The following is a 20,660-nucleotide window of genomic DNA, read 5'->3' as shown; positions in this document are numbered from 1 at the left end:
GACTATATTTAAAGGGAAGCCAGCTCAACCACCCAGCGTCGCCTTCAGGAACCATATCCGCTGCTGCGCCTCGTCGGCCCAGCCGTCGACGAGGCCGCTCGTCGCGATGTCGCCATCGGCCTCCGCGGCCGCCTTGGTTTCGCGGATCTGCGCGAGCAGCGCCTCGTTGTCGGCGGCGAGCCGGGCGATCATCGTGTCGGCATCGACGCCGGCCTTGTCATCATCCTTGATCGATTGGCGGCGGCCGATCTCGCCGATCGAGCGCAACGTCGGCGCGCCGTTCTTGCGCACGCGCTCGGCGATCAGGTCGGTCGTCGCCAGGATCTGCGCCGCCTGTTCGTCGAACAGCAGGTGCAGCTCGCGGAAGCGCGGGCCTTCGACGTGCCAGTGGTAATTCTTGGTCTTGAGATAGAGCGCGAAGCTGTCGGCGAGCAGCGCGTTGAGCGCATCGGCGACGGCGGGCTGGTTCTTCTTTTCGGGCATGAGGGGAAGCTCCTTTCGTTGCTCTCGATATAGGCCCTCCCCTTGCCCAACGCCCATGAGGGCTCTTGGTCGCGCTGATCGACAAAATCGATCAGACAAGTCTCTTTCCTACAGACCGAACGCCGTCATCGCCATGCGCAACCCCCAGAGCGCGAGCAGCGCGGCGCTCGCCCAGCGGACGATCCGCGCCGCGGGCCGCTCGGCGAGCGCGGGGCCGAAGGCGAGGAAGGGCAGCGCCGCGAAGATCCAGCCGGCGAGTCCGCCCGCCGCCGCCCACAGCCCCGCCCCGCTCGTCGCGGCGAGCGCGCCGATCAGGAAATGGCTGCGGTCGCCGAGCTGGACGAGCAGCAGCCGCGCGGCAAGCACCGGCGCCGGCGCGCCCATGGCCTGCTCGTCGGCCAGCGTCAGCCGCCCGCGCCACAACAGCGCCGCCGCCGCGGTGAGCAGCGCGAAGGCGACGAGCAGCGCGACGATCCCCTGCCCGATCATCCGGTTGGCGATCGATCCCGCGAGCGCCGCGACCAGCGCGTTGACGACGAAGCTGCCGAGCGCGATGCCGATCACCGTGCGCCGGTCGGAGCGTGCGTCGAGCAGACGCGACAGGAAGCCGCCGCTGCGCCCGTCGGCGTTGGCGAGCAGCACCGCCACCAGCGTCACCATGATCGCATCCATGAAACTCTCCCTATGGTTGCGAACCTACCCCAGACGCATCGCGACCGAGGCGAGCCACGCTTCGTGCGCGGCGGCGGGCAGCGGGCCCGGCGGGGTTCCGGCGGCATCGCTCATCGCGTCGAGATAGGTCAGGATCGCGGCGCGATAGCCGCCCGCGGCGACCGCCGATTCGAGCCGGCTCGCGAGCGTCTCGACCGCGGCGAGCCCGTGATCGCGGGCAAGGCAGCGGATCTCGTCGATGCCGCGGATGATCTGCGTCGGCGCGCCGTGCGGCAGCGCCGCGGCGAGCGCGCCGATCCGGTGCCGGATGTCGTGGGTCGGATCGTTGAAAGCCTGCATCGCACACTCCCTTGTCGAAGGAAGAGAATGCGCGCTTTTGGTTAAGGCGGGGTTTACCCCGGCCGCAGGTCCGAACCTAGCGATGCCCGCCGGGGCCGTCCTGCCCCAGCTTGCACAGATACATGTCGCGGTCGGCGGCGGCGAGGATGTCCGATTCGCTCATCTCGGGCTGCAGCATCGCGACGCCGAAACAGGCCGACAGCGAGATTTCGCGTCCGTCGTAGACTGCGGGGGTCGCGCTCAGCAGTCGCGACAGCCGTTCGACCTGCGCGCGCGCGCCGGCTTCGCTCGATTGGTCGAGGATGAGCCCGAATTCATCGCCGCCGATGCGCGCCGCGACGTCGACCGAGCGAATCGCGCCGAGCAGCCGGTTCGCGATCTCGAGCAGCGCGAAATCGCCCGCGGCATGGCCGAAGCTGTCGTTGATGAACTTCAGCTGGTTGACGTCGGCGAAGACGATCGCCGCGGTCTCGGCGCGGCGCTCGAAGCGCGCGATGCGCTGGTGGATCGCGGTCAGGAAATAGCGGCGGTTGAACAGCGGGGTCAGCGTGTCGCGTTCGGACACGCGTTCGAGCTCGGCAACGGCGATCTTCAGGATGCGGTTCTCGCGGCGCAGCGCATCGCGTTCGCGGCGCAGCTCGCGCAGCTGGTCCTCGACGGAGTCGACGGGTACGAAGCCGATCTGGTCGACCGCGATCCGCGCTCCCCCCATGCTGTCCATTCGATGTCCCCGATGCGTGCCCAAAGCGCCGCCGGCCGGATGCCGACGATCTCGTGTGGCCGACGACGATAGCCGCGACTCCATACCAATCGGTAAACGCGGGACGAATCGGATGGCGTTGCCCGACGGTTTCCGACCCGCTAGGGGGTGAGGCGGCGACGGAATCGCCGGGGCAGGAGGGTTTCGAATGGACGACACGGCGCCACGCGTCGGCGTGATCATGGGCAGCCAGTCGGACTGGCCGACCATGGCGCATGCGGTCCAGATCCTCGACCAGTTCGGCATCGCGCACGAGGTACGGATCGTCTCCGCCCACCGCACTCCCGACCGGCTGGTCGACTATGCGAAGGCGGCCGCGGGCCGCGGGCTTCAGGCGATCATCGCCGGCGCCGGCGGCGCCGCGCACCTGCCCGGCATGGTCGCGGCGATGACGCGCGTGCCGGTGCTCGGCGTTCCCGTCCAGTCGGCGGCCTTGAGCGGCATGGACAGCCTGCTGTCGATCGTCCAGATGCCCGGCGGCGTTCCGGTGGCGACCTTCGCGATCGGCAAGGCGGGCGCGACCAACGCCGGCCTTTTCGCCGCCGCGCTGCTCGCCAATGCCGACTCCGACCTCGCGCAAAGGCTCGACGCCTGGCGCGCCGCGCAGACCGAGGGCGTCGCCCCGATCCCCGTTCGCGAGGGCTGAACGCAGGTGCTGCCACCCGGTTCGACCATCGGCATATTGGGCGGCGGCCAGCTCGGCCGCATGCTCGCGCTCGCCGCGGCGCCGCTCGGCTACAAGGTGCATGTCTACGCCCCCGACCGCGAAAGCGTCGCGGCCGAGGTCGCCGCGCACCACACGCAGGCGGCGTGGGACGACGAGCCGCGCCTCGCCGCCTTCGCCGCCGCCTGCGACGCGGTGACGATCGAGTTCGAGAATGTCCCCGTCGACACGGTGCGCTTCCTGTCGGGTCATGTCGCGGTGCGCCCGGGCGCGGCGGCGCTCGAAATCGCGCAGGACCGCCTCGCCGAAAAGCGCTTCGTCGCCGGGCTCGGCGGCCGCACCGCGCCCTTCGCCGCGGTGCCCGACCGCGCCGCGCTCGACACGGCGCTGGCGGACATCGGCGCCCCCGCGATCCTCAAGACCGTGCGCATGGGCTATGACGGCAAGGGCCAGGCGCGCCTCAGGGGCCCCGCCGACGCCGATGCGGCGTGGGAGGCGATCGGCCGCCACCCCGCGATCCTCGAAGGCTTCGTGACCTTCGCGCACGAATTTTCGGTGATTCTCGCGCGCGGCATCGACGGCGAGACCCGCTTCTGGGATTCGCCGGTCAACGTCCACGAAGGCGGCATCCTCGCGACCTCGAGCCTGCCGCCGCCGCGCATGATCCTCGACCAGCAGGACGTGGCGCGCGCGCTGATGACCGGCATCGCCGACGCGCTCGACTATGTCGGCGTCCTCACCGGCGAATTCTTCGCGACCGACGACGGTCCGGTCTTCAACGAGATGGCGCCGCGCGTCCACAACAGCGGCCACTGGACGATTGAGGGCGCGGCGGCGAGCCAGTTCGCGAACCACATCCGCGCCGTCGCCGGCCTGCCGCTCGGCGACACCGGCACGCTCGCGCTGCCGGTCACGATGCGCAACCTGATCGGCCGCGCCATCGAGGGCGTTCCCGCGCTGCTCGCCGACGGCGCCGCCCGCGTCCATCATTATGGCAAGACCGACGTGCGCGAGGGCCGCAAGCTCGGCCACGCCACCTGGGTCGGAACCGCTCCCGAAGGGCCCTTATGAACCGTCCCGAGATCACGCTGATCCTCGCGCGCGCCGCCAATGGCGTGATCGGCGCCGATGGCAGGATGCCCTGGCACCTCCCCGCCGATCTCCGCCGCTTCAAGCAGCTCACCATGGGCCGCCCGATGATCATGGGGCGCAAGACCTTCGACAGCCTGCCCGCGGTGCTCGAAGGCCGCCGCCACATCGTCCTCACCCGCGACGCCGAATGGCACGACGAGCATGCCGAGGTCGCGCACAGCGCCCCCGAAGCGCTACGCCTCGCCAACGCGCCGCAGGTGATGGTGATCGGCGGCGCCGAAATCTACCGCCTCTTCCTGGGGCTCGCCGACCGCATCGAACTCACCGAGGTCGCGCTCGAACCCAAGGGCGACGCCGTCATCGCCGCTCCCGATCCCGCCGAGTGGCGCGAGGTCGCGCGCGAGGATCATCCCGCCGACGAGGCCGGACGCCCCGCCTATAGCTTCGTCACCTTTGCTCGCAGGGGCGGATCGGATCGAACGGCGTGAAACCACAATTCTTCCGTATCCCCGAGCGAAGACGAGGGGATATGCCGAGCGAAGTCGAGGCTGCGGCATCCGCGGGTTCTCGCTTCGCTCGAAGGGGCCCCTCGTCTTCGCTCGGGGATACGGTTCCTATGATGGGTCGCTGCCTTGGAGGAGAGACGAGATGCGCCGCTGGCTGATCGCTCTCCTCGCCCTGCTCCTCATCCTCGCCGCCGCCTTCTTCCTGTTCGCCCCCGGCATGGTCGAGCGCAGCATGAACAAGGTCGAGGGCGGCGCGCTGCCGCAGGTCAGCGAGCGCGCCCGCGCGCTCCACCGCGGCCTGACGATCGTCGACCTGCACAGCGACACCTTGATGTGGAAACGCGGTCTCCTGACCCGCTCGGGCCAGGGCCATGTCGACCTGCCCCGGCTCGAGGACGGCAACGTCGCGCTTCAGATCTTCTCGAGCGTCACCAAGACGCCGAAGAACCAGAATTACGACGCCAACAGCGCCGACGGCGACAATATCACCGGGCTCGTGATCGCGCAGCTCCAGCCGGTGCGGACGTGGAATTCGCTGCTCGAACGCTCGCTGTGGCACGCCGAAAAGCTGCACCACGCCGCCCGGGATTCGGACGGCCAGCTCCGCGCGATCGCGAACCCGGTCGATTTGGGCGCGCTGCTCGCGGCGCGGCGCGTCGGCAAGGCGGTGCCGGTCGGCGCGCTGCTCAGCATCGAGGGGCTGCAGGACCTCGAAGGCGACATCGCCAATCTCGACAAGCTCCACGCCGCGGGCTTCCGCATGGCGGGGCTCACCCATTTCTTCGATAATGACCTCGCGGGCTCGATGCACGGGCTGAAAAAGGGCGGGCTTACCCCGCTCGGCCGCCGCGTCGTCCGCGCGATGGAGGACAAGGGGATGATCGTCGATCTCGCCCACCTCAGCCATGCCGGGGTCGCCGAGGTGCTGAAGATGGCGCGCCGCCCGGTCGTCTCCAGCCACGGCGGGGTGCAGGCGACGTGCCGGGTCAACCGCAACCTCACCGACGCCGAGATCCGCGGGGTCGCCGCGACCGGCGGCCTTGTCGGCATCGGCTATTGGGACGCCGCGGTGTGCGACACCTCGCCCGCGGGAATCGCGAGGGCGATGAAGCATGTCCGCGACCTCGTCGGCATCGACCATGTCGCGCTCGGCAGCGACTATGACGGCGCCACCACCGTCCGCTTCGACACGTCGAAGCTGGTGCAGGTGACGCAGGCGCTGATCGACGCGGGCTTCACCGACGACGAAATCCGCGCCGCGATGGGCGGCAACGCGATCCGCGTCCTGCGCGCGGGGATCGTGCCGATGAGGGCGGCGCAAAAATGACGAACCTAAACTTCCCGCATCCCCGAGCGAAGACGAGGGGCATTTTCGAGCGAAGCGAGAACCGAGAGGCAAGCAGCCTCGACTTCGCTCGGCAGAGCCCCTCGTCTTCGCTCGGGGATGCGGACTTGGGTTTGTCTCCTCTTTCTGGAATCAGTCGATGATCCGCCTCGACGGCCACGACCGCATCGCCGAACCCTTGCGCGGCGGCGTCATCGCGCTCGGCAATTTCGACGGCTTCCATGCCGGGCATCAGGCGGTCGTCGGCCGCGCCGTCCACCACGCGCAGGACGATGCGCGCCCGTGCATCGTCGCGACCTTCGACCCGCATCCGGTGCGCTTCTTCAAGCCCGGCGCGCCGCCCTTCCGCCTCACCACGCTCGACCAAAGGCAGGAGCTGTTCGGCGCCGCGGGCGCCGACGCGATGCTCGTCCTCCCCTTCGACGCCGCCATGGCGGGCACGACCGCCGAGGATTTCATCACCGACATCCTCCTCGCCCGCTACGGCGCCGCGGGGGTCGTCACCGGCGCCGACTTCGTCTTCGGCAAGGGGCGCGGCGGCGATGTCGTGACCCTCGCCGACCACGCGCGCCGCCTCGGCTTCTTCACCGAAATGGTCGCCCCGGTCGACGAGGGCGGCGAGACCATCTCGTCGAGCCGCATCCGCGAGGCGCTCCAGGCCGGCGACTGCGCGACCGCGACGCGCCTCCTCACCCGCCCCTTCACCGTGCGCGGGACCGTCCAGCACGGCGACAAGAACGGCCGCCTTCTGGGCTTCCCGACCGCGAACATCGACATGGGCGCCTATCTCCGCCCGCGCTACGGCATCTACGCGGTGACCGGCCGCCTGCCCGACGGCCGGGTGCTGAAAGGCGCGGCGAACCTCGGCATCCGCCCCAGCTTCGATCCGCCCAAGGAGTTGCTCGAACCGCATTTCTTCGACTTCGCGGGCGATCTTTACGGGCAGGAGATCGACGTCGCCTTCCACGCCTTCATCCGCGGCGAGGCGAAATTCGACAGCATGGACGCACTGACCGCGCAGATCGCGGCGGATTGCGAGGCGGCAAGGCAATTATTGGCCGATCTATGATTTCTTCGTCACCCCGGACTTGATCCGGGGTCCATTGAACGCAGCGTCGAATGGATGCCGGATCGAGTCCGGCATGACGAAATCCGGGGGGATGACATGACCGACACGACGACCGACGACTGGGCGGCCGGCCTCGAAGGCCCGAAGAAGAAGCCGCTGACGCGCTGCGCGAAGATCCTGCTCTGGCTCTTCGGCCTCCTCGTCGCCTGGCTGACGCTCTCGAACGCGAGCTGGCTCGCTCCCGATCCCGCGGGCAAGCGCATCCTCATCGCGCATCGCGGCGTGTCGCAGCTCTTCGACCATGCGGGCGTCACCGACACGACCTGCACCGCGACGCGCATCTACCCGCCCGAGCATCCCTATATCGAGAACAGCTTGCGCTCGCTGCGCGCCGCGGTCGGGCGCGACGCGGGGATGATCAAGTTCGACGTCGCCGCGACGAAGGACGGCCGGCTCGCGGTCTTCCACGACTGGACGCTCGATTGCCGCACCGACGGCAAGGGGCCGATCCGCGACCGCACCATGGCCGAGCTGAAGGCGCTCGACATCGGCTATGGCTACACCGCCGACGGCGGCAGGACCTTCCCGCTGCGCGGCACGGGCGTCGGCCTGATGCCGAGCCTCGACGAGGTGCTCGCCGATCTCGGCCACCTGCCGATGGTGATCAACTTCAAGTCGCGCGACCCCGGCGAGGCCGGGCTCGCGCTCGCCGCCTTCGCGCGCGCCGGCATCGACCCGAACCAGCCGCGCTTCGGCTTCTTCGGCGACGCGCGCGCCCTCGCGCCCATTCGCGCGAAAGCACCGAAGGCGTGGGCGATGGACCCCGCGGGGGCGAAACGCTGTACCACCGACTATCTCAAGTTCGGCTGGTCGGGCTGGTTCCCCCAAAGCTGCGCCGGCGGCACCATCGTCGTGCCGCTCGACCGCCAATGGGCCTATTGGGGCTGGCCCAACCGCCTCCAGGCCCGCGCCGCCGAACACGGCACCCGCCTCCTCCTCATCGGTCCGCGCGACGACGCCCATGCCAGCATGGGCCTGTCGCAGGTCCAGCAGCTCACCCGCATCCCCGCGAGCTTCAAGGGCTATGTCTGGATCGACGACATCTACAACCTCGGCCCCGCCCTCCGCCCGCGGCAGAAATGATCGCGTCCATATCGGATGAAGTGCTCCCCGGCGAAAGCCGGGGTCCATTATAACCGCGCGGCGATGAAGCAAGGCTGGGTCTACATCCTCACCAACGGGCGCAACGGCACGCTCTACATCGGCGTCACCAGCAACATCGCCCAGCGCATCTGGCAACATCGCGAAGGGACGATCGAGGGCTTTACGAAAAGATACGGCCTCAAACGGCTCGTCTGGTACGGCTACTTCGAGAATCTCCACGACGCCCGCCGCCGCGAGGGGCAGATGAAGGGGTGGAAGCGCACGTGGAAGATCGAGTTAATCGAGACGATGAACCCCGATTGGCGCGATCTCTATTTCGACCTTTTGCGCTAGGCATCTGGACCCCGGCTTTCGCCGGGGCTCACCAAGCTCTACCGTGATCCCCGGCGAAAGCCGTGGTCGATGACGCCGCACAATCCCCATGCTGGCGAGACTTCAACTTCAACGTGACTATCCCACCCCATTTACGCTAAGCGCGCGCACCATGACCGACACTGTGCCCGCCAAAGAAGAGCGCGACTATCGCGACACCGTCTTCCTGCCCAAGACCGACTTCCCGATGAAGGCCGGCCTGCCGCAGAAGGAGCCGGCGATTCTCGCCAAATGGCTCGAGCAGAACCTCGAGGGGCAGATTCGCGAGAGCCGCAAGGACCGCGCGCAGTTCATCCTCCACGACGGCCCGCCCTACGCCAATGGCGACATGCACATCGGCCATGCGCTCAACCATATCCTCAAGGACATGGTCGTCCGCACCCAGACGCTGAAGGGCAAGGACGCGCCCTATGTGCCCGGCTGGGACTGCCACGGCCTGCCGATCGAGTGGAAGGTCGAGGAGCAGTATCGCAAGAAAAAGCTCAACAAGGACGAGGTGCCGGTCGAGGAATTTCGCGCCGAATGCCGCGCCTATGCCCAGCATTGGGTCGACGTCCAGCGCGAGCAGCTGAAGCGCCTCGGCATCGGCGGCGACTGGGACCATCCGTACCTCACGATGGATTTCGACGCCGAGGCGACGATCGTCCGCGAACTGATGAAATTCGCCGAATCGAACCAGCTCTACCGCGGCGCCAAGCCGGTGATGTGGTCGCCGGTCGAAAAGACCGCGCTCGCCGAGGCCGAGATCGAATATGAGGACATCACCTCGACCCAGATCGACGTGGCGTTCGAGATCGTGGAGAGCCCGATTCCGGAGCTGGTCGGCGCTTATGCGGTGATCTGGACGACGACGCCGTGGACGATACCGGTCAACCAGGCTTTGGCGTATGGACCGGATATCGAATACACTTTGTGCCGCACCGTCGAGGGTTATAAATTCCTTGTTGCGACGCCACTACGATACGCTTTGGGCTTACGCATCCGGTCGACCGCCGAGCGAGAAGGCCCGCGTCAAGACGGACTTGACGATGGCAACGGCGAAGAATTGCTGACCTTCAAAGGCTCCGACCTCGCCGGCACCATCGCCCGCCACCCGATGCACGCGCTCGGCGGCTTCTTCGCCCGCCCGCGCCCCTTCCTCGCGGGCGATTTCGTCACCACCGACAGCGGCACCGGCCTCGTCCATATGTCGCCCGACCACGGCGAGGATGATTTCGACCTGTGCAAGGCGAACGGCATCGACCCCGTCTTCGCGGTCGAGGGCGACGGCAAATATCGCGCCGACTGGGCGTGGCTCGGCGGGCAGGGCAGCGTCATCAACCCGAAATTCAACGCCCCCGACGGCCCGATCTGCACCGACCTGCGCGACGCTGGCGGCCTGCTCGCCGCGTCGGCCGACTATAAGCACAGCTATCCGCATAGCTGGCGCTCGAAGGCGAAGGTCATCTATCGCTGCACCCCGCAGTGGTTCGTGCCGATGGACAAGGTCGTCGACCATGACACCCCGCGCTGCGCCGCCGAGGCCGAGATCCGCGCGCATCAGGGCGACGGCGAGACGCTGCGCGAGACCGCGATGCGCGCGATCGACGAGACGCGCTTCGTGCCCGCCAAGGGCCGCAACCGCATCGGGTCGATGGTCGAAACGCGCCCCGACTGGGTGCTCAGCCGCCAGCGCGCGTGGGGCGTGCCGATCACGCTGTTCGTGAACCGCAAGACCGGCCACTATCTGAACGACGCGCAGGTCAACGACCGCATCGTCGCCGCGATCCGCGCGGGCGGGGTCGACGCGTGGAGCGACGCGCGCGCGCAGGAGTATCTGGGCAACGCCTATGACGCCGCCGATTACGAGCGCGTCGCCGACATTCTCGACGTCTGGTTCGATTCGGGCTCGACCCACGCCTTCGTGCTCGAAAGCGGCAAATGGCCGCAGCTCGTCCGCCGCGACGGTTCGACGCACCCCGCCGACCTCTATCTCGAAGGCAGCGACCAGCATCGCGGCTGGTTCCAGTCGTCGCTGCTGGAGTCCTGCGGCACCCGCGGCCGCGCGCCCTATAAGGCCGTCCTCACGCATGGCTTCACCATGGACGCCAAGGGCATGAAGATGTCCAAGTCGCTCGGCAACACGATCAGCCCGATCGACCTGATGCGCGATTATGGCGCCGACATCCTCCGCCTGTGGGCGCTGTCGGTCGACTTCACCGAAGACCACCGCATCGGCAAGGAAATCCTCGCCGGGGTCGCCGACCAGTATCGCAAGCTGCGCAACAGCTTCCGCTACCTGCTCGGCGCGCTCGACGGCTTCACCGAGGCCGAGCGCGTCACCGACGTCGCCGCGATGCCCGAACTCGAACGCTATATGCTGTCGCTCCTCGCCGACCTCGACGCGAAGCTGGCGGCGGCGGTCGACGATTTCGACTTCAACGCCTACACCCGCCTCCTCGCCGATTTCTGCAACGAGGACCTGTCGGCCTTCTATTTCGACATCCGCAAGGACCGGCTCTACTGCGACGTCAACCCGGCGACCGGCCATCAGACCGCCGAGCGCGCCGCCTACCGCACCGTGCTCGACACCCTCTTCCACGCCCTCGTCCGCTACGCGGCGCCGGTGCTGGTGTTCACCAGCGAAGAGGTGTGGAGCACGCGCTATCCCGACGCGGGCAGCGTCCATCTGCTGGAGTGGCCCGAGCTTCCCGCGCTCGCGGGTCCCACCCGCGAATTGCGGGAGAAGTGGGCGCAGATCCGCGCCACCCGCGCCCTCGTCACCGAGCGCATCGAGCCGCTGCGCCGCGAAAAGATCATCCGCTCCAGCCTCGAAGCCGAGGTCTGGCTGCCGGACGATCCCGGCGACGTCGATTTCGAAGAGATTTTCATCACCTCGACCGTCCACCGCGGCGACTGGGACGTGAAGCGCACCGAAAACCACAAATGCGGCCGCTGCTGGCGCCACCTGCCCGAAGTGACCGAGGACGGCGCCTTGTGCAATCGCTGCGAGACGGTATTGGACGGACAATGACCGGCAAACGTTCCCCGCACCTGCGCTTCGGCCTGATCGTCGCCGCACTCGCCTTCCTCGCCGACCAGATCAGCAAATGGGTGGTCATTGTCCCGCTGTCGCTCGAACCCAAGCGCGTGATGGAGATATTGCCCTTCTTCAACCTGACCTGGGCGGAGAATTGCGGCATCTCGCTGTCGATGTTCGCGCGCTGCGACGACAATCAGCGCTGGATCCTCGTCGCGGTCACCGCGCTCGTCGCGATCGCGGTCGCGGTGTGGATGACGCGCGAGAAGGCGCGCGGCGACGTGTTCGCGCTCGCGCTGATCCTGGGGGGCGCGCTCGGCAACATCCTCGACCGCATCCGCCACGGCTTCGTGGTCGACTTCGCCGACCTTCATTTCGGCACCTTCCGTCCCTTCCTCATTTTCAACGTCGCCGATGCGTGCATCACGATCGGCGTGCTTTTGCTGGTTGCGCGGGCGCTGCTCTTGCGCGAAAAGGCGCCAGCGGCGCCCGCTTCGTCCAGCGATGCGGCCGCCACCGACTAACGGGGCGCATCAGGAGAGTTTTTACGTGAACCGGACCACCGCTATCCTTGCTACCGCCCTTGCCGCGACGACACTGTCGGCCTGCGGGTCGAACAGCCTGTTCAGCCGCGACCGCCCCGACGAGTTCGCGGTGTCGCGCCAGGCGCCGCTCGTCGTGCCGCCCGACTTCTCGCTCGTCCCGCCCGCGCCCGGCGCGGCGCGCCCGGGCAATGATTCGACCGCCGAGCAGACGCTGCGCGCGCTCTTCGGCGGCGCCTCGCCGCGCAGCGCGACCGAGACGTCGATCATCGGCGCCGCCGACGGCGCGCGCGCCGACCCCGGCATCCGCAGCGAGGTCGGCAGCCCCGACACCCAGGTCGTCGACAAGGGCCTCGCCACCCGCGACATCATCGCCGCACCCGAAGGCGACGGCCGCGACGCCTCGGCGGCGATCCCGGGGACCTGAGCGCCCGGCAGATTTTCGCGCAGAGATACGGGAAAGGGCGGCTTCGGCCGCCCTTTTTCATGGACCGGCGTTCCGGCCGTATCCGTTGCCTCGTCATTGCGACCCCGGCGAAAGCCGGGGGAAAGCAATCTCCAGCCATCGTCCCGCCATGCCGATGGCTGGAGATTGCTTCGTCGCTACGCTCCTCGCAATGACACATAAGGGGCTACGGACGGTGCGGCTATGATCGCCAAACCAGTTCAGGGTGACGGAACAGGGAAATCGCCGGACCGGGAGCAACCGGCGGCGAACCACCAACCCCTCACGCCCGCGCGCCCGCTTCCTCCACGCCCGCGCTGTTGTGCCGCAGCGCCTTCAGCACCGTCTCGACGATCTGCGGCGCGTTGAGGCCCGCGGCCTCATATTGCGCTTCGGGCTTGTCCTGGTCCTGGAAGACGTCGGGCAGCCGCATCGTGCGCAGCTTCAGCCCCGCGTCGATCAGCCCCTCGTCGCTCGCCAGCGTCAGCACATGCGCGCCGAGGCCGCCGATGCTGCCCTCCTCGATCGTCACGCACACCTCATGGCCCGCGAGCGTCCTGCGGATCAGTTCCTCGTCGAGCGGCTTGGCGAAGCGCAGGTCGATCACGCTCGTCGACAGGCCCCTCGCTTCCAAAGTGTCGGCCGCCTTCAGCGCCTCGGCGAGCCGGGTGCCGAGCGACAGGATCGCGACCGTCTTGCCCTGCCGCACCACGCGGCCCTTGCCGATCTCGAGCTTCTCGGGAACCGCGGGCAGCGCCACGCCGGTGCCGCCCCCGCGCGGGTAGCGGAAGGCGATCGGCCCGTCGTCATGCTCGGCGGCGGTATAGGTCATGTGGACCAGCTCGGCCTCGTCGGCCGCGGCCATCACCACCATGTTCGGCAGCGTCGCAAGATAGGTGACGTCGAACGAGCCCGCGTGCGTCGAGCCGTCGGCGCCGACCAGCCCCGCGCGGTCGATCGCGAAGCGCACCGGCAGATTCTGGATCGCGACGTCGTGCACGACCTGGTCGTAGGCGCGCTGGAGGAAGGTCGAATAGATCGCCGCGAACGGCCGCATCCCCTGCGCCGCGAGCCCCGCGGCGAAGGTCACCGCATGCTGCTCGGCGATCCCGACGTCGAAGGTCCTTGTCGGATGCGCCTTTGCGAATTTGTCGACCCCGGTGCCCGACGGCATCGCGGCGGTGATCGCGACGATGCGCTTGTCGGTCTCGGCGAGCTTCGCGAGCGTCTCGCCGAACACATTCTGGTACGCGGGCGGTCCCGGCGGCGCCTTCGCCTGCTCGCCGGTGATCACGTCGAATTTCTGGACGCCGTGATATTTGTCGGCCGCGGCTTCCGCGGGCGCATAGCCCTTGCCCTTCGTCGTCACCGCGTGGATCAGCACCGGGCCATGGTCGCTGTCGCGGACATTTTCGAGCACCGGGATCAGATGGTCGAGATTATGCCCGTCGATCGGCCCGACATAATAAAAGCCCAGTTCCTCGAACAGGGTGCCGCCCATCGCCATGCCGCGCGCGAACTCGTCGGTCTTGCGCGCCGCCTTGTGCAGCGGCTCGGGCAGTTTCCGCGCGAAGCGCCGCGCGATCTCGCGCAGCTCGAGGAAGGGCCGCGACGACACCAGCCGCGCGAGATAGGCTGAAAGGCCGCCCACCGGCGGCGCGATCGACATGTCGTTGTCGTTCAGGATGACGACCAGCCGGTTGCCCGCCTGCTGCGCGTTGTTCATCGCCTCATAGGCCATGCCCGCCGACATCGACCCGTCGCCGATCACCGCGATCGCGCGGCCGGGTTCTTGCCTGAGCTTGTTCGCGACCGCGAAGCCCAGCGCGGCGCTGATCGAGGTCGACGAATGCGCCGCGCCGAACGGGTCGTACTCGCTCTCGCTGCGCTTGGTGAAGCCGCTGAGGCCGCCGCCCGTCCGCAAGGTACGGATACGGTCGCGGCGCCCGGTGATGATCTTGTGCGGATAGCATTGGTGCCCGACGTCCCACACCAGCTTGTCGCGCGGCGTGTCGAACACATAATGGATCGCGACGGTCAGCTCGACGACGCCCAGCCCCGACCCCAGATGCCCGCCCGTCGTCCCGACCGCGCTGATCATCTCGGCGCGCAGCTCGTCGGCGAAGGCGCGGAGCTGTTCGGGTTTCAGCTTGCGGAGGTCTGCGGGGACATCCACCGTGTCGAGCAGCGGCGTATGCGGAACGTCGGTCATGCCGCCGTCATAAAGCCAAGCCCCGATAGTGTCGAACGAAAAGCCTTCCTCTCCTTCGTCATGCTGAACTTGTTTCAGCATCCACGGCCGGGTCTCTCCTCCTAGGCCGCGCTGCATTTGGGGGCAGGCCATGGACCCTGAAACAAGTTCAGGGTGACGAATTATCGGGTGGCCGCCCTTCCCCCCGCTTCGCCGCGTCGACCTGCGCATAGAGCCCGCGCACCATCAGGTCGGTGAACACCAGCATCGCCCCGACCATCCCCAGGAACAGCGCCACCGCGATTGCGGGAAAGGGCCCGACCGCCTCGATCGCGCCGCGCCGCATCGCGACCGCGATCAGCGCCGCCGCGGCCATCAGCGCATAGCCGGCAAAACGCGGGACGCGGCTCATGCGGAACCGAATGCCGCGTGGCGGCATAGAAAGGCGAAGAGTCTGTATTGGTGCACGAAAGCCACGATGGCGCGAAAAGCATGCGCCTGCAAGACGCGGCCTTTGCATCGGCCGGGCGATCACTTACACCCCTGTTCAGAGGGGCAATAACATTAGGACCGCAATCGCCGATGGACACCCTCGCCTCCCGCCATGCCCGCCACCTCCGTCCCGCCACCCTCGCCGCCGCCGCGAGCCTGCTGGCCGCCGCTCCGGCACAAGCCGCCGACGAGACGCTCGATTATGACCTGACAGCCCTGGGCGACGCCGATGTCGCCCCCGGCCTGCCGGCCGCAGCGCCGGCGCCGGCGAGCCATTTCCAGGACAGCGAGGTCGACCAGGACATTTTGCTGCCCCCCGCGCGGCCGCAGGACGACGATCCCGACCGCAAATGGTCGCGCGACTATCTCGCCATCGCCGCGGGGGTCGTCACCGCGCCGAGCTACAACGGCTCGGACGAGCGCGTCGTGCTTCCCGGCTTCTATCTGCGCGGCCGGCTGTCGGGCTTTTCCTTCTCGACCCGGGGCACCAATTTGCAGGTCGACCTGATCCGCCAGCGGCGCGGCCAGCGCATCGACTGGAAATTCGGCCCGCTGATCAATCTCCGCAGCGACCGCACCGGGCGCATCAAGGACCCGCAGGTCGAGGCGCTCGGCGAGCGCAAGATGGCGGTCGAGGCGGGGATTTCGGCGGGGGTCACCTATTCGGGACTGATCACCAGCAAATATGACCAGCTCGGCGCCCGCATCGTCGTGCTCAAGGATATTTCGGGCCGCCACGGCAGCTGGGTCGCCTCGCCGACGATCGAATATGGCACCCCGATCTCGAAGCGCGCCTATGTCGGCCTGTCGGCGTCGGTGAACATCTATGGCAAGGGGTTCGGCGACTATTATTACGACATCGACCCGGCGGGCAGCGCCGCGAGCGGGCTGCCGGTCTACGACGGCGCCGGGCGCAAGGCGACCGCGGGCAAATATACGATCGGCGTCGCCGGCGCCTATGCCCTGTCGGGCGACCTGCGCAAAGGCTTCGTGCTGCTCGGCGGCGTCCAGTACGGCCGCATGACCAGCCGCTTCGCCGCCTCGCCGATCGTCCGCATCGCCGGCGACGCCGACCAGTGGATCGGCGGCGCCGGGGTCGCCTATCAATTCTAGGGCGGCCCGAAGCAGAACCGTCTTGCCGCGCGCGGCACGAACGGGGACAAGCGGCGGCGTTCCCGCAGGAGAGCCGCCGTGACCGCCCACAACGCCCCGACCTTCGCCCTCATCATGTTCCTGACCGGGGTCGGCATCCCGATCCTCGCCGCATTGAACGGCGGGCTCGGCGCGCGGCTCGGCAGCCCGATGGCGGCGTCGGTGATCCTCTTCGGCCTCGCGCTCCTCATCGCGCTCGCGGGCGCCGCCGCCACCGGTTCGCTCGGCGACGTGCGATTGTCGCCCGGGGTGCCGCCGCAATTCTACTTCGGCGGGCTGTTCGTCGCCTTCTACGTGATCGCGGTGACCTTCATCGCGCCGCGCTTCGGGGTCGGCAACGCGATCTTCTTCGTCCTCGTCGGCCAGCTCGTCAGCGCCGCCGCGATCGACCATTTCGGCCTCTTCGGCTCGCTGCGCCTTCCCATCGATGCCCGGCGCACCGCCGGCATCGCGCTGATGATCGCGGGCGTCTGGCTCGCGCGGCGGACCGGCTGAGCCCCCTTCCCCTTCGCGCGCCGCGCGCCTATAACCCTTCCATCCCCGGGGAGCCTGTGTGCAGAAACAGGTTGAGAGCGGAACAGCCCGCGACCCGTCGAACCTGATCCGGGTAATACCGGCGGAGGGAGGGTCGGTATTCCAAGCCCGGAATCCCCAACTCGCTCCGAAACCCTTGGAGCGACTGACATGGCCGACATCGATTCCCGCATAGAAGCTGCCGACACGATCGGCGTCACCACCGGGCCGATCCGCGGCAGCCGCAAGGTCCATGTCGCCTCGCCCACCGGCAGCGGCATCCGCGTCGCAATGCGCGAGATCGACCTCGACCCGCATAGCGGCGAACCCAGCGTCCGCGTCTACGACACGTCGGGCCCCTACACCGACCCGAACGCCCGCATCGATATCGGGCAGGGCCTCCCCGAACTGCGCGCCGCGTGGATCCGCGCCCGCGGCGACGTCGAGGAGGTGACCCAGCGCGAGGTCCGCCCCGAGGACAACGGCCAGCTCGGCCCCGACCGTTCGGGCGGCGTCCCCGCCTTCCCCAACGTCCGCAAGACCGTGCTGCGCGCGCGTGCCGGCGCCAACGTCAGCCAGATGCACTACGCCCGCCGCGGCATCATCACGCCCGAGATGGAATATGTCGCGACCCGCGAAAATCTCGGCCGCGAGCGCCTCGCCGAGTACATCCGCGACGGGCAGGACTGGGGCGCCAGCATCCCCGATTATGTCACCCCCGAATTCGTCCGCGAGGAAGTCGCACGCGGCCGCGCGATCATCCCCAGCAACATCAACCACCCCGAAAGCGAGCCGATGGCGATCGGCCGCAACTTCCTGGTCAAGATCAACGCCAATATCGGCAACAGCGCGGTCGCCAGCGACGTCGCGTCGGAGGTCGACAAGATGGTCTGGTCGATCCGCTGGGGCGCCGACACCGTCATGGACCTCAGCACCGGCCGCAACATCCACGACACGCGCGAATGGATCATCCGCAATTCGCCCGTACCGATCGGCACCGTCCCCATCTATCAGGCGCTCGAGAAAGTCGGCGGCATCGCCGAGGAACTGACGTGGGAGATTTTCCGCGACACGCTGATCGAGCAGGCCGAGCAGGGCGTCGACTATTTCACCATCCACGCGGGGGTTCGCCTGCCCTACGTCCCCCTCGCCGCGAAGCGCGTCACCGGCATCGTCAGCCGCGGCGGCAGCATCATGGCGAAATGGTGCCTCGCGCATCACAGGGAGAGCTTCCTCTACGAACGCTTCGACGAGATCACCGAGATCATGAAGGCCTATGACATCGCCTATTCCCTCGGCGACGGTCTCCGCCCCGGCAGCATCGCCGACGCGAACGACGAGGCGCAGTTCGCCGAGCTCTACACGCTCGGCGAGCTCACCAAGCGCGCGTGGGAGCAGGATGTGCAGGTGATGATCGAGGGCCCGGGCCACGTCCCGATGCACAAGATCAAGGAGAATATGGACAAGCAGCTCGCGGCGTGCGGCGAGGCGCCCTTCTACACGCTCGGGCCGCTGACCACCGACATCGCGCCCGGCTATGACCATATCACCAGCGGCATCGGCGCCGCGATGATCGGCTGGTACGGCACCGCGATGCTCTGCTACGTCACCCCCAAGGAGCATCTCGGCCTCCCCGACCGCGACGATGTGAAGGTCGGCGTCGTCACCTACAAGCTCGCCGCCCACGCCGCCGACCTCGCCAAGGGCCACCCCGCCGCCAAGGTCCGCGACGACGCGCTATCGAAAGCGCGCTTCGAATTCCGCTGGCGCGACCAGTTCAACCTGAGCCTCGACCCCGACACGGCCGAGCAATATCACGACCAGACCCTCCCGGCGGAAGGCGCCAAGACCGCCCATTTCTGCAGCATGTGCGGCCCCAAATTCTGCTCGATGAAGATCAGCCAGGAAGTGCGGGAATTTGCAAAGCTGCAAAATCAGGACAGCGCGGGCTTCATCGCGGCGGAGGAGGCCGAGAAGGGCATGGCGGAAATGAGTCAGGTCTATGAGGATACCGGCCGCGAGCTGTATATGGGCGCGGGTGGGCGTGAGCATGATTGAGCCCGCTTCCACGCCCACAATTTGCACCCAAAATGGTGCCTAGAGATTGAAACTTGCATCAAAGGAGTCTATCGTTCCCCTAATGTTCTAAGGGGTGCACAATGGAACCTCAGGCTTTCGGCGATGAACACACCCGGCGGAAGCTCGAAACCGTCGAAAAATACCTTGTTGCTTACACCACGGCTCTCAAAAAGCAGGGCTTTGAATTGTGGTATATAGATGCGTGTGCGGGATCGGGTGCATCGATCCCGCGCTCTGCTCTGGCGAACCCAACTAATCAAAATGGTCTGGGCTTGCTTGAAGCAGATGACTCCATCCTCGACGCTGACCAGATTATCGTGGGATCCGCCATTCGGGCGCTAGGAATAAATACGCCGTTCGACCGCTATCTTTTCAACGACGTAAAAAAATCGAACGTCGATGCCTTAAAAGCACAGGTCCAGGAGAATTTTTCTCATCTCGGAAACCGAGTTTCGATAACACAATTCGACGCAAACAAGATGCTTTGTGATATGTGTGACAGGATCAATTGGCGAAGCTCTAGAGCGGTCGTGTTTATTGATCCGTTTGGACTACAGATTCGATATTCGACTCTGCAAAGACTTGCGCAGACAAAAGCGATCGACCTTTGGTATCTCGTTCCTGTTTTCGCGATGTACAGACAAATCCGCGGCGACGGTGCAGTTCTGGAAGACGGCGGCAAGAGCGTCGACGAGGCGCTCGGCACCGATGCATGGCGCCACGTCGTAGCAATCGAAGAAAAAGGACAAATTGACCTCTTTGGCCAGCAACAGGTGATTTCCAAGCGAGCCGTCGATGTGGCTTGGTTTGAGAAAGTTGCAAAAGACCGTCTAAAGTTGGCATTCGACGACCGGGTTGTCGATCAGGTTTTGCCTCTTGGACGAAACGGCCTACACGAATTTTCGTTAATGTTCGCTTGGGCCAACCCCAGCGACAAAGCAAAACTTGCAGCAAAGCTGGCTCGGGCGGTACTCACATAATGGCCGGAAGTTCTGAAATTGAGTGGACAGACGTAACTTGGAATCCGGTCGCCGGATGCTCAATTGCATCGAGCGGTTGCAGCAACTGTTACGCCATGAGGATGGCTGCCCGCCTTCAAGCTATGGGGCATCCGAAATACAAAGGCACCACCCGAAAGAGCGGCGGGCGCTATGTCTGGACTGGTCGAGTGAATATCGACGAGGGTAGCCTTTATGCACCAGCTGAATGGAGAAAGCCGAAACGCATTTTCGTCAACTCCATGGCAGACCTCTTTCATCCGGACGTTCCTGATCATTTTATCAAGCGTGTATGGGACGTGATGTCAGCCTGCCCACAGCACCATTTTCAGATATTGACTAAGCGGCCAGATCGCATGGCAGATATGTTTGAGTCAGGGGCTCTCCAAGATATCGTCAATGTTTGGGTCGGCACGTCAGTAGAGAATGCCGAGGTTTCCGATCGCGTGGAGCAGTTGAAACGGATCAGGGGCTCCACCCTCTTCATCTCTTTCGAGCCATTGATCGGTCGAATTGCCGAGATCAATCTTCAAGGCATTCATTGGGCAATTGTCGGCGGTGAGTCCGGGCCTCGATCACGGCCAATGGAAGAAGAGTGGGTCGAGAGACTTTTCGATATATGTCGGCGCGACGACGTGGCTTTCTTCTTCAAGCAATGGGGTGGGCGAAACAAAAAGGCCGCAGGCCGCGAATTGCATGGCCGGACCTATGACGAATACCCATTGGAATTGGAGCCCTGAACTAGACTCAAATGTTATAGGGC

At 66.7% G+C, this 20,660-nt stretch carries 21 protein-coding genes and 1 riboswitch; of the genes, 15 read left to right on the top strand and 6 right to left on the bottom strand.

Annotated features, from left to right (window positions below):
* Positions 1-24: 24 nt before the first annotated feature.
* The 4 genes from ACOTSS_RS18975 to ACOTSS_RS18960 form a co-directional block, all read right to left on the bottom strand.
* Positions 25-483: a Dps family protein gene (locus tag ACOTSS_RS18975; protein ID WP_448689507.1), complete on the bottom strand. Its 459-nt coding sequence runs from the start codon at positions 481-483 to the stop codon at positions 25-27.
* Positions 484-591: 108 nt separating this feature from the next.
* Positions 592-1,155 (bottom strand): hypothetical protein, encoded by a 564-nt coding sequence (locus ACOTSS_RS18970; protein ID WP_448689506.1) that lies wholly within the window; start codon positions 1,153-1,155, stop codon positions 592-594.
* Between the two features lie 24 nt (positions 1,156-1,179).
* Complete coding sequence (locus tag ACOTSS_RS18965; RefSeq protein WP_448689505.1) at positions 1,180-1,494, bottom strand: hypothetical protein; 315 nt, start codon at positions 1,492-1,494, stop codon at positions 1,180-1,182.
* 76 nt (positions 1,495-1,570) lie between these two features.
* Entirely contained in the window at positions 1,571-2,215 is a 645-nt protein-coding gene (locus tag ACOTSS_RS18960) for a GGDEF domain-containing protein (RefSeq protein ID WP_448689504.1), read from the bottom strand.
* Between the two features lie 187 nt (positions 2,216-2,402).
* Here ACOTSS_RS18960 and purE point away from each other — a divergent pair, with 187 nt between their 5' ends.
* From purE to ACOTSS_RS18910, 10 genes are all read left to right on the top strand, one after another.
* Complete coding sequence (gene purE / locus ACOTSS_RS18955) at positions 2,403-2,900, top strand: 5-(carboxyamino)imidazole ribonucleotide mutase (RefSeq protein ID WP_448689503.1); 498 nt, start codon at positions 2,403-2,405, stop codon at positions 2,898-2,900.
* A gap of 60 nt (positions 2,901-2,960) precedes the next feature.
* Positions 2,961-3,989 (top strand): 5-(carboxyamino)imidazole ribonucleotide synthase, encoded by a 1,029-nt coding sequence (locus ACOTSS_RS18950; protein ID WP_448691379.1) that lies wholly within the window; start codon positions 2,961-2,963, stop codon positions 3,987-3,989.
* The gene (locus tag ACOTSS_RS18945) at positions 3,986-4,498 is read left to right on the top strand and encodes a dihydrofolate reductase (RefSeq protein WP_448689502.1); all 513 of its coding nucleotides are present in this window, start codon (positions 3,986-3,988) and stop codon (positions 4,496-4,498) included. The genes ACOTSS_RS18950 and ACOTSS_RS18945 overlap by 4 nt, the downstream gene beginning before the upstream one ends.
* 160 nt (positions 4,499-4,658) lie before the next feature.
* Positions 4,659-5,843, top strand: coding sequence for a dipeptidase (locus tag ACOTSS_RS18940; RefSeq protein ID WP_448689501.1), 1,185 nt, complete (start codon positions 4,659-4,661; stop codon positions 5,841-5,843).
* Between the two features lie 157 nt (positions 5,844-6,000).
* Complete coding sequence (locus tag ACOTSS_RS18935) at positions 6,001-6,930, top strand: bifunctional riboflavin kinase/FAD synthetase (protein ID WP_448689500.1); 930 nt, start codon at positions 6,001-6,003, stop codon at positions 6,928-6,930.
* Positions 6,931-7,026: 96 nt separating this feature from the next.
* Entirely contained in the window at positions 7,027-8,073 is a 1,047-nt protein-coding gene (locus ACOTSS_RS18930) for a glycerophosphodiester phosphodiesterase family protein (RefSeq protein ID WP_448689499.1), read from the top strand.
* A gap of 63 nt (positions 8,074-8,136) precedes the next feature.
* Positions 8,137-8,427, top strand: coding sequence for a GIY-YIG nuclease family protein (locus tag ACOTSS_RS18925; RefSeq protein ID WP_448689498.1), 291 nt, complete (start codon positions 8,137-8,139; stop codon positions 8,425-8,427).
* A gap of 151 nt (positions 8,428-8,578) precedes the next feature.
* Entirely contained in the window at positions 8,579-11,479 is a 2,901-nt protein-coding gene (gene ileS / locus ACOTSS_RS18920; RefSeq protein ID WP_448689497.1) for an isoleucine--tRNA ligase, read from the top strand.
* Entirely contained in the window at positions 11,476-12,009 is a 534-nt protein-coding gene (gene lspA / locus ACOTSS_RS18915) for a signal peptidase II (RefSeq protein ID WP_095386734.1), read from the top strand. Before ileS ends, lspA begins: the two co-directional genes overlap by 4 nt.
* Before the next feature lie 25 nt (positions 12,010-12,034).
* Positions 12,035-12,454 carry a DUF3035 domain-containing protein gene (locus tag ACOTSS_RS18910; protein WP_448689496.1) on the top strand — a complete coding sequence of 140 codons (420 nt, stop codon included), beginning with the start codon at positions 12,035-12,037 and terminating at the stop codon, positions 12,452-12,454.
* Between the two features lie 301 nt (positions 12,455-12,755).
* Here ACOTSS_RS18910 and dxs read toward each other — a convergent pair whose 3' ends face one another.
* Together dxs and ACOTSS_RS18900 are read right to left on the bottom strand one after the other, a co-directional pair.
* Positions 12,756-14,684, bottom strand: a complete 1,929-nt coding sequence (dxs, locus tag ACOTSS_RS18905) for a 1-deoxy-D-xylulose-5-phosphate synthase (RefSeq protein WP_448691378.1) — start codon at positions 14,682-14,684, stop codon at positions 12,756-12,758.
* 148 nt (positions 14,685-14,832) lie between these two features.
* The gene (locus tag ACOTSS_RS18900) at positions 14,833-15,075 is read right to left on the bottom strand and encodes a hypothetical protein (protein WP_448689495.1); all 243 of its coding nucleotides are present in this window, start codon (positions 15,073-15,075) and stop codon (positions 14,833-14,835) included.
* Between the two features lie 170 nt (positions 15,076-15,245).
* Between ACOTSS_RS18900 and ACOTSS_RS18895 the strand changes: the two genes are divergently transcribed.
* The 5 genes from ACOTSS_RS18895 to ACOTSS_RS18875 all read left to right on the top strand — a co-directional run bounded on the left by ACOTSS_RS18895 (position 15,246) and on the right by ACOTSS_RS18875 (position 20,637).
* On the top strand, positions 15,246-16,268 hold the full coding sequence (locus ACOTSS_RS18895) for a MipA/OmpV family protein (RefSeq protein WP_448689494.1): 1,023 nt from the start codon (positions 15,246-15,248) through the stop codon (positions 16,266-16,268).
* A 78-nt stretch (positions 16,269-16,346) separates the two neighbouring features.
* Complete coding sequence (locus ACOTSS_RS18890; RefSeq protein WP_448689493.1) at positions 16,347-16,802, top strand: DMT family transporter; 456 nt, start codon at positions 16,347-16,349, stop codon at positions 16,800-16,802.
* A gap of 36 nt (positions 16,803-16,838) precedes the next feature.
* Positions 16,839-16,949, top strand: a riboswitch (TPP riboswitch).
* A gap of 42 nt (positions 16,950-16,991) precedes the next feature.
* A complete protein-coding gene (thiC, locus tag ACOTSS_RS18885) occupies positions 16,992-18,878 on the top strand; it encodes a phosphomethylpyrimidine synthase ThiC (RefSeq protein WP_448689492.1) in 1,887 nt (628 codons plus the stop codon).
* 101 nt (positions 18,879-18,979) lie between these two features.
* Positions 18,980-19,879: a three-Cys-motif partner protein TcmP gene (tcmP, locus tag ACOTSS_RS18880; protein ID WP_448689491.1), complete on the top strand. Its 900-nt coding sequence runs from the start codon at positions 18,980-18,982 to the stop codon at positions 19,877-19,879.
* Positions 19,879-20,637, top strand: a complete 759-nt coding sequence (locus ACOTSS_RS18875) for a DUF5131 family protein (RefSeq protein ID WP_448689490.1) — start codon at positions 19,879-19,881, stop codon at positions 20,635-20,637. Before tcmP ends, ACOTSS_RS18875 begins: the two co-directional genes overlap by 1 nt.
* Positions 20,638-20,660: the final 23 nt, after the last annotated feature.

Source organism: Sphingopyxis sp. NJF-3 (assembly GCF_053514865.1).
The sequence above is the reverse complement of the archived record's forward strand: the minus strand, read 5'-3'. Positions and strand labels throughout refer to the sequence as shown.

Excerpts from the sequence above, each read along its gene's own strand:
- ACOTSS_RS18875 (WP_448689490.1), top strand. The coding sequence starts at position 19,879 with ATGGCCGGAAGTTCTGAAATTGAGTGGACAGACGTAACTTGGAATCCG.
- dxs (WP_448691378.1), bottom strand. The coding sequence starts at position 14,684 with ATGACCGACGTTCCGCATACGCCGCTGCTCGACACGGTGGATGTCCCC.
- lspA (WP_095386734.1), top strand. The coding sequence starts at position 11,476 with ATGACCGGCAAACGTTCCCCGCACCTGCGCTTCGGCCTGATCGTCGCC.
- ileS (WP_448689497.1), top strand. The coding sequence starts at position 8,579 with ATGACCGACACTGTGCCCGCCAAAGAAGAGCGCGACTATCGCGACACC.
- ACOTSS_RS18950 (WP_448691379.1), top strand. The coding sequence starts at position 2,961 with ATGCTCGCGCTCGCCGCGGCGCCGCTCGGCTACAAGGTGCATGTCTAC.
- ACOTSS_RS18965 (WP_448689505.1), bottom strand. The coding sequence starts at position 1,494 with ATGCAGGCTTTCAACGATCCGACCCACGACATCCGGCACCGGATCGGC.
- ACOTSS_RS18975 (WP_448689507.1), bottom strand. The coding sequence starts at position 483 with ATGCCCGAAAAGAAGAACCAGCCCGCCGTCGCCGATGCGCTCAACGCG.
- thiC (WP_448689492.1), top strand. The coding sequence starts at position 16,992 with ATGGCCGACATCGATTCCCGCATAGAAGCTGCCGACACGATCGGCGTC.
- ACOTSS_RS18900 (WP_448689495.1), bottom strand. The coding sequence starts at position 15,075 with ATGAGCCGCGTCCCGCGTTTTGCCGGCTATGCGCTGATGGCCGCGGCG.
- ACOTSS_RS18925 (WP_448689498.1), top strand. The coding sequence starts at position 8,137 with ATGAAGCAAGGCTGGGTCTACATCCTCACCAACGGGCGCAACGGCACG.
- purE (WP_448689503.1), top strand. The coding sequence starts at position 2,403 with ATGGACGACACGGCGCCACGCGTCGGCGTGATCATGGGCAGCCAGTCG.
- ACOTSS_RS18895 (WP_448689494.1), top strand. The coding sequence starts at position 15,246 with ATGGACACCCTCGCCTCCCGCCATGCCCGCCACCTCCGTCCCGCCACC.
- ACOTSS_RS18935 (WP_448689500.1), top strand. The coding sequence starts at position 6,001 with ATGATCCGCCTCGACGGCCACGACCGCATCGCCGAACCCTTGCGCGGC.
- tcmP (WP_448689491.1), top strand. The coding sequence starts at position 18,980 with ATGGAACCTCAGGCTTTCGGCGATGAACACACCCGGCGGAAGCTCGAA.
- ACOTSS_RS18940 (WP_448689501.1), top strand. The coding sequence starts at position 4,659 with ATGCGCCGCTGGCTGATCGCTCTCCTCGCCCTGCTCCTCATCCTCGCC.
- ACOTSS_RS18960 (WP_448689504.1), bottom strand. The coding sequence starts at position 2,215 with ATGGACAGCATGGGGGGAGCGCGGATCGCGGTCGACCAGATCGGCTTC.
- ACOTSS_RS18945 (WP_448689502.1), top strand. The coding sequence starts at position 3,986 with ATGAACCGTCCCGAGATCACGCTGATCCTCGCGCGCGCCGCCAATGGC.
- ACOTSS_RS18970 (WP_448689506.1), bottom strand. The coding sequence starts at position 1,155 with ATGGATGCGATCATGGTGACGCTGGTGGCGGTGCTGCTCGCCAACGCC.
- ACOTSS_RS18930 (WP_448689499.1), top strand. The coding sequence starts at position 7,027 with ATGACCGACACGACGACCGACGACTGGGCGGCCGGCCTCGAAGGCCCG.